Origin of the sequence: Pseudoalteromonas phenolica (assembly GCF_005876835.1) — a bacterium.
Taxonomy (GTDB): Bacteria; Pseudomonadota; Gammaproteobacteria; order Enterobacterales; family Alteromonadaceae; genus Pseudoalteromonas; species Pseudoalteromonas phenolica_B.
This window is the reverse complement of sequence record NZ_PPSW01000012.1, coordinates 1-13,272: the sequence shown is the minus strand read 5'-3', so window position 1 is coordinate 13,272 and position 13,272 is coordinate 1. Positions and strand designations below refer to the sequence as shown.

Genomic DNA, 13,272 nt, shown 5'->3' with positions numbered 1-13,272 from the left:
TAATGAAACTTTCGGATCACGTAGATAAAATTCGCAATTTAATAACCGCCTCATTTGATAAGCAATTTGCTAGATTAGGCATAGGTGCAAATAAACAAATAGAACTCGAAAAACTGCCAGAGCAAGTTAGAGGGAAACGCCAACATCTTGAGGTAATGCTTGAAAACCATATTGGCGAAACAGGCTGCTATCAAGATGCTAGAGAAAAGTTACTGGATGAATTGAGCTTTACCTTATTTAACCGACTCGCAGCCGTTAAAGTAATGGAATCAGCCAATTTATTCCCACCTGTTATCACTAAACAAGCAGAGCATGGTGGTCGTTCATTTGGACATAAAGCATGGTTAGAAGAACACCCTGAAAATCGTGATAATGAGTTAGAAGGTATTCGTGACTACTTTAAATACGCTTTTAACGAATTAGGTGATTCACTATCGCTTTATGGTAAAGAATACCCTTATGCACTATTGCCTGACGCAATATCGTTAAATGAAATCATCGAAGCATTTAACGTAATTGAAGAAGACTCTCAAGTTGAAAACGATATTTGGCAAAGTGATGATGTATTAGGTTGGTTATACGAAAGCTATAACAACGCTAAGAAACAAGCTTTTAAAGACAGTAAAGCGAAAACAGAATACGACAAAGTATCTTTGCAATCACAGGTTTATACGCCACGTTGGGTTGTTCAGTTTTTGATTGAAAATTCATTGGGTAAACTTTACCTAGAAATGTATCCAGAATCAGAAATTAAAGAACAATTTAAAATAGCTAATGCGCCAAAAACTCAAGAGCGTGACCCTAAACCATTACATGAAATAAAGTTAATAGATCCAGCTTCTGGCTCTGGTAACTTTTTGCTATATGCTTTTGACTTTTTCTATGCGTTATATATCGATCAAATCGAAAATTACGATGCCGACTATGACGAAGATGATATTCCACAGCTAATAATCGAGAATAACCTTCATGGTATTGATTTAGATGATCGTGCCATTCAGTTAGCCCAATTAGGCTTATACATAAAAGCCCGTAAAAAGCGTAGGTTTATCAAAGGTAGCTTTAACTTCAAAGTGGTTTCTTCAGACTTTTACCTGCCTGATTATGATGAAGCTCGCCATATCTTTGAAGAAGGTAGCAATTTAGATAATACCCAAAAAGAATTGATTGAAGATATTTGGAATGACCTTCGTTATGCCTATAAATTTGGTTCATTAATTCGTTTAGATGAAAAGCTAAAAGCAAAATTAAAGGAACTTGAAGCCAAGCAAGGTGACAAAGTTCTTGATCTATTTGCTGATGCAGATATACGTGAGCAAAAAGATTTCACGGAAAAGTTCTTCAGTAATTTAAAAGCTGCGGTAGAGCTGTTTGCGAGCAATGATACCGATACTTTTATTGCTAATAAAACTCGTGATGCGATAACTTTTCTAGAGTTATTAACCACTGAATATGATATAGCGACTGCTAATCCACCTTATACAGATAGTGGTGATTTTGGTAGTGAATTAAAAGCCTTTGTAGAAGCAAACTATAAAAAACCTAACAAATTTCACTCGAATTTGTATTCATCATTCATTATGCGTTGCTATGAGTTGATTGGACAATCAGGCATGGTTGCAATGATTCATCCTGATACTTTTATGTTTATAAAGTCATTTGAAGATGTTAGAAACTTCCTCATTAATGAGATGCACTTAAGTACCTTGGTTCATTTTGGTACTGGAGGTGTCTTTGGTACTAAGTTGCGAGTGATATACCCCGTTTTATATGTACTACAGAAACAAAGAATTGACGTGCCGTCTATCATTATCGACTTACGTTCACTCAAGATGGACTCAGAAGTAGAGAGAAGAGCTTTAAATGAAAGTTTAAGCAATAAAACATTTATTCGTATAGACCAAGAAAACTTCAAGAAGATAGAAACTAGCCCTTTTGTATATTGGATTTCAGATGGCTTAAGAGATAAATTTAAGAAGTCTACAATTCAAAAACACTTTAAGAACTGTCAAGGGTTAGCTACGGCTGATAATGATAGGTTTTTAAGATATTGGTGGGAAGTAAAAGCATCAAATATTTATACCTTAAATAAACATGCCCCAAAAAAGTGGTTTATGTACGCAAAAGGTGGCCCTAATAATAAGTGGTACGGAAATAATTGGTTGATTGTTAATTGGGAGGAAGACGGAAAAGAGATTCGAGGCATGGTTGATAAAAATGGAAAGCAAAGGTCACGGCCTCAAAATGAATCTTTTTATTTTAAAGAGGGAATAACTTATTCTGCTACTGGAGGTGACTCTGCCTCTTATCGGATTCTTCCAGAGGATTTTATATTTGATATCAAAGGTTCAAGTATATTTCCATTGAGTGATACTGCGCCTAATTCGTATTTATTAGCCGTGTTAAATTCAAAGTTTTCAAATTATATAGTTGGTTGCTTAAACCCTACCGTAGAAATACAAGTAGGTGATATTAAAAGAATTCCTTTAATTATCCCGACAAAAGACGTAAGTAAAAAGATTGCTAGTTTAGTGGAAATGAACATTAAAATTAGAAAGCAATTTTGTCAGTATTCAATTCTAGAGCATGAATATTTATCATCACCTCTAGAAACTTACTCAGATAGTAAATTGAACGTTCGAATTTCAAGATATCTGAATGAGGAAAATTTCTTAAATTGTATAATTTCTCTGAATGAAACATATATAAATTATCTTATAGAAGACATATACGAATTAAGTGATAGTGATAAAAATGCGTTGAATGAAAAGGAAGGTACTGATTGTTGCAATTATCCTATAGACAATGATGCACTTGATGCTTTTATTTTAAAATATAAAAAAAGTGATTTTTATAAAGAAGAAATTCTTCATTATATAACGAGTCAAGTTAAAGCTGATCTTAAAGAAAGTGAAATGGAAGCTGAAGAATTAGAATTAAAAACTCTTTATCAAAAAAATAATGACTTTTTAGCTTTCAGTGAAAAAAAACAAATTAACCCTATCAATTTATGGTTTACATTCAGTAAATTGGGGCAGTTACCAAAACAAAGAAAAAACAGAATCGCATTAGAATTTTTATTGCAGCTAATAAATGAAATATTATTAGATGATGAAGATGGAATAATTCCTCTAATTCCAAACTCTGGAGAGAAAATACTAATAGAAAGAATTGAAAATAGGTTTATCGAAAAAGGTTTTACACAGGCTCAATTTTCAACTTTCGACACAATATTAGGTGTAACTATAAGTGATTTTATTGATAAGTATTTTTTCTCTGAGGTCTCTAACCTTCTTAATCTATTCCTATATCTACCAAAGACACCTTATATATGGCATTTAACAAGTGGCCCAATGCAAGGCTTTGATTGCTATGTGTCTATATATAAATGGAATCGTGATAATTTAATGCGGATACGCTCTGTGTATATTGAAAATAGAGAAAGATCGTTGGTTAATCGTCAAAGTGACTTAATCAATAACGAATCTGTAGGTGCTCAAAATGAAAAAGATAAAATCTTTAAACAATTGAAAGAAATTGAAGTCTTTAAAATTAAAATTGATGAGCTACTCGAAGAGGGGTATGACCCCATCATTGATGACGGCGTAGCAAAAAATATTGCACCTTTACAGCATAAGAAAATGTTAGCTTGTGATGTATTAAATGCCAAGCAAATGAAAAAATACTTAAATGCAGATTGGTAGACGGAACTCATTATGATTGATTTATGGTTAAAAGAAGATCTCGAAGAGATTTTTAGTAAAAACATTGTTGCAGTATTTATTGATGAGCACACCGATGCTGAATTTATATTAGATATACTAAATAAAACCTTTAATGTGCATCGTGCAAACTCAGAAATTGAAGAGCTGCATGTTAAGTATTTAATTGAGAAAGAGCAGCCGACTGCTACTAAGCACGTAATTTATACTAATTTAGTTAAAGACGATTTAAAGTACATTCGAGAATATTGCGAAGTGAATGGTTGTTTAGATATTCGCCATTTAGAAAACTATATAAAAGGCAAAGTGCATAAAGCTCTAAACTTAAATATTAACATGCCAAAAGATGAATTAATCACTGCGGCTAAAGTAAGTATTGGCAAAGACTTATCCTATTGGATGGATTTATGCCATAAAGGTGCATCTGAAATATTTGATTTAGAAAAAGAGCTGTTACCTTTTATTCATGATCCTGCTCTTTTCACTAAAAAGTATGATGAACAATTACTCACAACCTTTTATCAGAAAGTAAATGAGTTACTAGGACAAGAGTATATTAAAAAACCTGCTCAAACATTAGCTGATGAAATAGTGGCGAAAATGTTTGATGGGTTAGCCTGTGACGATTGCGACTCTATTTTAGAGTCTGTTTATGTTCATTGGCTAAACTCTAAAGAACATGAAGGCTCATTTGAAAAGTACCTCACCAATTACTTAAGTAAAAATAGTAATGCTAATGTTTTAGATAGTAATAATGATATTTGGAACATCAATGTAAATCACCCATTCAAATTAATTGATGAGCAATGGCTGAAAGCAATTGGCCAAGATATTAACAATAAAGCGTTAATACCAAATCATTTAGCTAGAATTACTCAGCGTGATCAGTCAAAACAAGCACAGTCAGTAAACATAACGTTTTGGGCTGATGTAAAAGTACTGTTAGAGTTTGATGACAAGGATATTGGCTATTTAAGTACTAGAGAAGAATGTATTGAATTTTATACTAAGTACTTTTATAAACTCGATACTGCCATTCGGAATTTATATACCGAATTTTTAAATACCCCTGAAATACTTGCCCCATACCAAGATTATTATAAGCACTTAGTCGATGTGTTTTTTGATAAATGGTTTAAATACCTTGAAGGCTATCAAGAGAATCAAACAGGTATATTGCAGCGTATCATTAATGAAAACAGTCAAAAAATTGCAATTATTGTTGGTGATGGTGTTGCTTATGAATTGGCTTGTGAAGTATCGAAAAAGGTAAGTGATAACTTTAAGTTTACTAACGACATTATAATGGCTGATTTACCGTCACTTACGGTAAACAACATGAGTCGAATCTACATGGCTAACGGCATGGTAGATAAAGTTCAGAAAAAACGAGAAACCTACCTTACAAAGCAGAATCCTAGCAGCGATATTGATTATGTACTTTTAGATGATGTGAACAATGAAGCACTTTCAGGTCAGTATCTTATTTGTACCTACAAAGATATTGACGATATGGGTGATAAGTTAAATAACAAAGCCCTTAAGTTCTTCCCACAAGCGGTAGAAACCTTTACCAATAAAATAACCACGTTATTAAACAGTGGTTATCAGAAAGTGTTTTTAATTACGGATCATGGTTTTGTATTAACGGGCATGTTGTCTGAAGCAGATAAAATAACACCGACATTAAATGGTCAAAATCATGTTGCTGAACGTTATATTCGTACTGTAGATAAACAGCAATCTCTAGATTCATATGTTGAAATAGAAAAGCAATATGAAGAGTTTAATTACAATTACTTTTCTAAAACAATGAATCCATTTAAAACGCCAAGTGTTTATGGCTTTGCACATGGTGGTGCAGCACCTCAAGAGCTAATTACACCGTATTTTTGTTGGGAAAGAACAGCAGAAACTGGTGGTTCCCTTAACGCTAAATTTACTAACAAAGCTGATTTGAAAAATGTGTCTGGTGAACTCTACTTATTAAAAATAAAAGCAGATGATTCTGAAGATAATATTTTTGAGATGGAACGAAAGGTTTATTTAGTTAAGTTTTGTGACAGTAAACCAATCGGTAAAAGTGATGTTTTTACTCTTAAACGGGGTGAAACAACTACTAAAGAGTTTACCTTTGATGGTAATAATGAAATTGAAGTTCAGTTACTTGATGCACTAACTAAAGAACAATTAGACAAGGCCGTTGTAAAGAAAAACAATGACCGTGATTTAGGTGGCTTGTTTTAGCCCATAAGGATTGATAGATGCCAGTTTCAAATGAATTAGATGAAAAATTATTAGAGCATTTTCGAGGCTTTGTGGTTAAGAAAGACCTTGTTAGCTCAGTAAAAGTTGGGGCAAATGTTCCTGTATTTGTTTTAGAGTATTTAATTGCCAATTCATGCTCTACTGATGATGATGAGCAAATTAAAAAAGGGATGGAGAATGTTAAGAAGATACTTTCTGAGCATTATGTAAACCCTGAAGAAAGCACGTTAATTCACTCTAAGATTAGAGAGCAAGGTCGTTATAAAATAATCGATAAAATATCTGTGGAACTAGATTCTAAAAAAGATATTTATTGGGCTAAATTACAAAACAGTAATATCAAGAACGGCAATATTACTGATCGCTTAGTTAAAGATCATGAAAAAATATTAATGGGCGGTATTTGGGCGATCATTGATGTTGAATATGATCCTGATATTAAAATTGGCTCAAATATTTATCCGTTTGTGATCACCGATATTAAACCTATTCAGTTATCTTCATTCGATAATAGCAAGATAGTAAGTAAGCGAAATGAATTTAATAAAGATGAATGGCTAAACCTGTTACTTAGAAGCTGTGGTTATGAACCAACCGCTGAAGGTGTTAGTGATAGAGTTAAAATGCTACTGCTCTCACGTTTACTGCCAATGGTTGAATCTAATTTTAACTTTATCGAGTTGGGGCCTCGTTCAACGGGTAAATCATTTGTTTATAAAGAACTGACTCCTTACGCTGTTTTAATTTCTGGTGGCCAAGGCACAATTGCAAAACTATTTGTTCACGGCTCTACGGGCAAAGTTGGAGCGGTTGGCCAGTGGGACGCTATTTGCTTCGATGAAGCAACGGATAAAATATTTAAAGACCGTGATGCAGTTCCTTTAATGAAAGATTATATGGAATCAGGTTCATTCTCTCGTGCTGGTGCTGGTGGTGAAATAACGGGTGTAGCATCGATTATTCTTAACGGTAATATTAACCAGCCTGTAGAAACCGTATTACAAACATCTCACTTATTCAGTCCGTTATCTGATGAAGTAAATAATGATACGGCATTTCTTGATCGTATTCATTTCTATTTACCTGGTTGGGAAATGATCAAGTTTGCTCCTCGTCACTTCACCGCAAATTTTGGTTTTAGTACTGATTACTTCTCGGAAGCTTTAAAATCATTTAGACGAACAACTTATACCGATGTAGTTGAAAAGTTCTTCTCGCTTGGTGCTCACTTAAAGCAACGTGATACTAAGCCTGTTAAAAAGACTGTTTCAGGTTTTATTAAACTAATGCACCCTGACGGTAACTACACCAAAGAAGATGTTAGAGAATACCTTGAGATTGCATTAGAAATGCGTAGAAGGGTTAAAGAGCAATTAAAACGTATTGGTGGTATGGAATTTTGGGATACTAACTTTTCATACATTGATAAAGAGACTCAAGAAGAGCACTTTGTTGGTTTACCTGAAGAAAAAGGTTCTCACTTAATTGAAAATACACCATTACCAGCAGGTGTTTGTTATACCAGTACCAGTGATGGTGATAATGTTGCTTTAGTTAGAATTGAAGCGATAGTAGTTGGTGGCTCAGGTAAGCTAAATATCACAGGTGTTAGCAGTACTGCGGTAAAAGAAAATATCAAAAATACTTACCAATATATTAAAGGTAATGAGAAGACTATTTTAAGCGAACAACACTCACTTAAGAACTTCGACATAACAATACAGGTTAGTAACCTGCTAGGAGGTTCTATATCGTCTGGTATTGGCTCTGCGGTTTATATCTCTATAGTTTCAGCATTATACAAAAAGAACCTTAAAGCTGGTCTTGCTGTGCTTGGAAACATATCTGTTGGTGGGGCAATTGAACGAGCAATTAACTTTGAAGATAAAGTAACCATGCTTTCAGAAAATGGTGCGAAAGTGGTTATTGTTCCAATGGATAACTTAGCTGAACTCGCAAATATCCCGGCAACTATTCTAGGTGACACTGATGTGCCATTCTATCAAAATAACCAGTTACTTATGCAGAAGGCTATATTACTTGATTAATACTTGCGAATCGAACAGCTTTCTTTAGTCACTATATCAAAGCTGACTCTAGCTATTTTTTTAAATAATAACTTAGGAGAAAAAGTAAATAGATTTACATTCGCTAAATATCAAGAGCCTTAATTTGATTTAGTCGAACGAAGGTTTGGATGCCAAAGACAAAAGGAAAAGTCTCTTTAGCTGCCGACTTTAACACAGATCTAACCTTAATATCTAACTCGCAATTGTCCAGAACTTTCATAGTTGGCACTTCAGATATTCTAAGTGCCAACTATGATTTTTGTTTATAAAATTTGTTACTCTCCTAGCTCCAAATTTCCCCAATAAAATTGATAAGAATGGTAGTAATTTACTTCGCAAATGGTAATTAAAAATGAATAATTATCAATTAGCTTTCTAAGGGCATTCTAAAAATGATTTTGTGTCCTCTTAGGGTAAAAGAGTGGCACATTGTGACTTCGTCCCGATATGCTTATTCGTGCTACAGCCACGACTATTTAAGAAGTCTAGTTGAGTTTTGATCTCTTTCTCTAATTCACCAACATAGATTAATGATGTTTCTATATTGGTGTATTTTCCGCCTCTACTTGCACTAAACCAATTGAATGACCCTACGGCCATATACCGTTCATCGGCAAAAATACATTTACTATGAACACCATTTATTACATTAATAACGATACCAAGCTGTTCTAAGATTGCACAGCAATGTTGAAACGCTTTTATTTTATTAGTATCTAGGTGATTTGCGACAGTGGTATTGAAATGTCTGTCGGTGTGAATGGTTATCTGGACACCTCTGTTCAGTGCAGCCTTTAGTAGTTCTAACTGCCCAGTTGATTGCACTTTATCTAGCAGTAACCAAGGCGAGACGATATCTATTTTTCTTTGTACTTCACTCAGCAGTTTTGATAAGAAAGCATCATGTTCTTCGGTATTTGTTAGCAGTTTCGGATGGCTGCATATTTGTAATAAATCGGGGCGTTGACCAACACTAAACTCAAGCTCATTTCGCTCGTCTGTGAAGAGATGCTTAGCGAGTAACCCCCTTGGGGAGCATGATGGTGCAGCTTCAATGATATCCAAATCACCAAACACCAAGAATGCATCTTTGGCTCTAGAGACAGCGACGTTGAGCATTGAGGGATCCATATCGATAAACCCGCCATCGTTGTGCCTGGTGTAGACTTGGGAAAAGATTATGATTTTTCGTTCAGCTCCTTGGAGAGAGTGAACTGTCCCAACGGTTAGTTGATCTTCAGCTTTACCCGCTTTGATATCGAATTCACCACATGCGGTCTTAATCTGATTCACTTGTGCTGAAAATGGAGTAATGATACCTACACATTTGAACAGTGGTTCGCCATAGTAATTCTCTATTTCAACCTTTTTGGCATGTAACCATGCAGCAATAGTTTCAGCTTCTAACTTATTGCGTCGGCTGCCACTAAATGATTCAGCGATACCGTCTACGTGTACATGACTGAAAGGGGAGTAGAGGCTATCTTCGATCGCTTGTCCTCTCTTTGGGATCAAGATACCTTGATAGCAAAGGTCATTACAGTATGAGATTAATTCATCGTAACAGCGTCTATGCTCTTGCAAAAACATGCCAGGCTGAGCTTGCTGCATATAATGAAAGCGGCTTGCTTGTTGTGCTATATGCATAACACTGCCTGTCACTACACTTCGGCCTTCCTCTTGAATGACTGGGTAGTCTTCATCAGAACTGATAATTTTATGCTGTTTTAAATTCCCCCGGTCAATTGATGAACAAACACTTCTAATCGGCGAGATCTGGTAAATATCACCAATCACCAATGCTTTTTTGGCTAGTGAGAATGAGGCTGCAGCGACTTCAGGAGCTACTTGACCTGCTTCATCAACAATCAACAGATCAATTTCATTGAGTAGATAGTCAGATTCAAATTCATTATTGCCAACGTGAGATTGGTAAGACATATGAGAAGGCAGAGAATGGAACGTTGATACAATGCAAGGAGTAAGCATCATTCGGCGTTGCCAGCGAGGACGAACCGTTTTCAAACCTGTTTTGCGGGCCTGCTTATTCAGATCTTGGCCCATACCACGGCAACTTAGCAGCCAGCATGCTTCCCAGTAATGTACTGATAATCGAAACATTCGAAAGCGGGTCGTAATATCTAAAAGCGAATCGATATCGGTCAGATGCGGAATAGTTTGCTCTGTAGAGTCTTCAGTAAAGTCATGGATAGCATCAAGCCAATTCAAACGTGATTGTTCAAACTCTTGATACTGCTCTAAGTTTGATTGATATCGTTTTTTTTGATTATCAAAGTCGTTTTTTTTACTAGAAAATACTCCCTTGAGTAGACTCTCAAAGAAGTCTGATGACTGGTTCTCAATTTGCTCTTCATCGTGCTTAATAAGGTTTAGCATGAAACTCCTGCGCTGGAGTTCAAGTTTATTTTTGATTGGCGGTAACCACTTAAACAGTGTTAACCATATAGATTCCTTACCAAGGTAGTTTCGCCAAGCAGTTAAGTGTTTTTTGGCGTTATCTTTCAATACTTGTGCATTAGAAACTACTTGTCGTTGAGCTGCTAATGCTTGTTGGGGGTTCTCCCCTAGCCGAGAATAGATTTCATTTAGTTGGCGGTTGTATTGATTCCAATTGTTTTGAATGTGATCTAACTTTTTCTTATGTTGGCGTAATTCGGCAAGGAGATACGCTTTAACTTGCGTTACATCGTCAAAATTCTCTTCTGGAAACGCCTGCTTTGCTCTTTCCAAATAATGTGCTTGCGCTTGATCTAGAAAGTCCAACTGCTCTATTTTTTCATAAAAATAATTAGTTTGATAACTTTTGGCAGCTTCCACTGCCCCATACGCCGACGGTAGGTAGCCACCATAGCTAAAAATATTGGGGATCCAACGGCCTGATAGTTCATCGTCGCCTTCATCAAAGTCTTTACCAAAAGCATCAATTATGTTCGTGACTGCTTGATTATTAGTCGATGCCGCAATGATTAACGGTGGCTTACTTTCTTTTAACGCAGATTCAATCCACATTGATGCGACTACAGACAAAACAAACGTTGTTTTACCAGTGCCAGGAGGACCATTTACTGCAAGAATATCGCCTTCTTGCATAGCTAAGGTATGCGCCAAGGCATCGCATTGCGCTTTAGCAAGTGGGAATTGACTATTTGAGTGGCCCAAACGCGAATTAACAGTCTGTGATACATCAATACACTCTTCATGGTTGATTACTGTTTTTGTCGCGTAACTATCAATCAAAGGCAAGGCTGTGTTTGAAGTGCTCAGTTTATCGTACAGTTTTAATATATGCCTTGAAACTCCCAAGCAATCACTGATTTTGTTGACTAAGCCACCGCTTTCGATGTGTTCGTAAAACTGATCGATTCGACTTCTATCACAGTAATCTGCAAATAGTTGTTGGGTGAGCTCGTAGTAGTTTTGCCATTCTTTTTGATGGTTTTGATATTGTTCTTTTTGTTCGAATTTGGCTGAAATGCTTTCAGTTGACTGTTTTGGAATTTCATTTTCTGTCAGGAATTCATCGAGTTTATCGACTTCAGCAATAGTAAAGGCGTCATTTCCTTGAGGAGCAAGTAAATCACGAGATATGAATGGTGTTGTATGGGGAAATAGCAACCCTTCACGATTTACATATAAAGTGCAGACAATCGGAGTCAGTACATCAGGCATGTTGTTTTTGTAATCTTTGCCATGTACTTTTCGCAGATAATAGGTAACTGGTCGATAATGAATTTCTACAGCGTTAAGAGTGTCTTCTTCATTATGAAACAGATCTTGTAGCAATTTAGAATCAGGTTTAAGTTTACCTTCTTTGAACTCGTTGGTTGTAGCTCGCACATAATTCTTCAGCTCTTGCTTTTTTAGTGCACCTTTCGCGCTATCAGCATCGGCAAGAGAGTTACGCCAATAGAGAATCCAGTCCTGATTATTCATACACTGTCCTTTAATTCGTATTCGGATATTATATTACTAATGGAGGTTGTTTTGTTAGAACTTGATCAAGTTCTAACAAAACAACCTTCTAGCCATACTGATATTTACTATTCGAGTAGTCGAAGAATTGTGGCTGGAGTATAGTGCCATATAAATTCCATAATTAATTCTGTGAATATATAGTTACTAATAGGTTTTGAAAGTTATTGGGGTGCCGGTAATACCCAGAAAATTGTTTGAGTAGTGCGCGATATTTATGCTTGTCTGAACCATACAATTAGATCTGGTAAATTAAGGTTTGATTAATGTTGATTTGAGAGACTTTGTGCGGGTCATGGATACGCAGGGTGATGCTGTATTAGGCGTGGGCAAATGCAATGATGAGAATGAGCTGCAAATTGCATTAGAGCAAGCACTTTCAAATCCGCTAGTCAGCAGTGCCGGTATGGCATCAAGTTCGGGTGTTATTATTCAAATAAACTGTAAAGATGAAATCTCGCTCGGTAATTACAATTTTATCACTGATACTGTTCGTCAAAGAGTGAGTCCTTCAGCTCTTGTGATCTGCGGCGCTTAAAAATAGAACAGCTCGATATGAACTATGAAATCTGTAACTCCCCCAAATAGTAATAAGCCTTGTCATGAAGTCTAATTATATCAAACAAGTTGATTTTGTATAACTCACAACGTTGTTGGAATGTAAGTCTATCCGGATAGTTACTAAGTGAATCAACAAGGTCAACTAAGTCTGTCTGTGGGTCTTCTTTTAAAGCATCTAAAAATAACTTTTCAAACTCTGAAGAAAATGAATTGTGCAGGTTACATATTAATTCGAACGAGCGGTCTACATTAAGCCATTTTTCGTTAATATCTGAGTTGAATACCAGCCCATCAGGGTGACAGCTGATTTTGTTGAAGAGCTGCGATGCTTCTTTTGTAAACTTTATATAATCAGCACCATGCATTGTCCCATAAGTTCTGCCATTCCCAATATATTTGCTGACACCAAAGATTATTTTCTCATTGAATGCTTCGTGAAGGTATTGCCATGCCTTAAGGGGATCATATTGCAATTCACTTTTAATACAGAACTTACATGCATCAATTAGTCGGTTAACTTCTTCAATACAGTATGTGTAATTAGATTTTTCACTGTAGTATGAGTCTAATAGGTTATCATTATCTTCGCAGGTTGAGCTTTCACTAAAATAAATTTCTTTTTCTTCTTCAAGTGAAGGTGTTCTGCGCAACTAAATCAG

The 13,272-nt window shown here is 35.6% G+C and carries 6 protein-coding genes; 4 read left to right on the top strand and 2 right to left on the bottom strand.

The features are described 5' to 3' along the window. The first annotated feature begins 2 nt into the window (after positions 1-2). The 3 genes from pglX to brxL are packed head-to-tail and all read left to right on the top strand — an operon-like array spanning position 3 to position 8,038. Positions 3-3,704: a BREX-1 system adenine-specific DNA-methyltransferase PglX gene (gene pglX, locus C1E24_RS08160; RefSeq protein WP_138480408.1), complete on the top strand. Its 3,702-nt coding sequence runs from the start codon at positions 3-5 to the stop codon at positions 3,702-3,704. Between the two features lie 12 nt (positions 3,705-3,716). Beyond that, positions 3,717-5,969, top strand: coding sequence for a PglZ domain-containing protein (locus C1E24_RS08155; protein WP_138480406.1), 2,253 nt, complete (start codon positions 3,717-3,719; stop codon positions 5,967-5,969). Between the two features lie 17 nt (positions 5,970-5,986). Beyond that, on the top strand, positions 5,987-8,038 hold the full coding sequence (gene brxL / locus C1E24_RS08150) for a protease Lon-related BREX system protein BrxL (protein ID WP_138480404.1): 2,052 nt from the start codon (positions 5,987-5,989) through the stop codon (positions 8,036-8,038). A gap of 429 nt (positions 8,039-8,467) precedes the next feature. Here brxL and C1E24_RS08145 read toward each other — a convergent pair whose 3' ends face one another. Further along, positions 8,468-12,013, bottom strand: coding sequence for an AAA domain-containing protein (locus C1E24_RS08145; RefSeq protein WP_138480402.1), 3,546 nt, complete (start codon positions 12,011-12,013; stop codon positions 8,468-8,470). 334 nt (positions 12,014-12,347) lie between these two features. On the opposite strand from C1E24_RS08145, the gene C1E24_RS08140 reads away from it, so the two are divergent. Continuing rightward, on the top strand, positions 12,348-12,590 hold the full coding sequence (locus C1E24_RS08140; protein ID WP_240721962.1) for a hypothetical protein: 243 nt from the start codon (positions 12,348-12,350) through the stop codon (positions 12,588-12,590). Between the two features lie 22 nt (positions 12,591-12,612). Here the strand turns inward: C1E24_RS08140 and C1E24_RS08135 are convergent, their stop codons facing one another. Continuing rightward, positions 12,613-13,263, bottom strand: a complete 651-nt coding sequence (locus C1E24_RS08135) for a hypothetical protein (RefSeq protein WP_138480400.1) — start codon at positions 13,261-13,263, stop codon at positions 12,613-12,615. Positions 13,264-13,272 lie beyond the last annotated feature (9 nt).

Bases quoted from the DNA above. Each gene is read 5' to 3' on its own strand.
- pglX (WP_138480408.1), top strand. From the start codon at position 3: ATGAAACTTTCGGATCACGTAGATAAAATTCGCAATTTAATAACCGCC.
- C1E24_RS08155 (WP_138480406.1), top strand. From the start codon at position 3,717: ATGATTGATTTATGGTTAAAAGAAGATCTCGAAGAGATTTTTAGTAAA.
- brxL (WP_138480404.1), top strand. From the start codon at position 5,987: ATGCCAGTTTCAAATGAATTAGATGAAAAATTATTAGAGCATTTTCGA.
- C1E24_RS08145 (WP_138480402.1), bottom strand. From the start codon at position 12,013: ATGAATAATCAGGACTGGATTCTCTATTGGCGTAACTCTCTTGCCGAT.
- C1E24_RS08140 (WP_240721962.1), top strand. From the start codon at position 12,348: ATGGATACGCAGGGTGATGCTGTATTAGGCGTGGGCAAATGCAATGAT.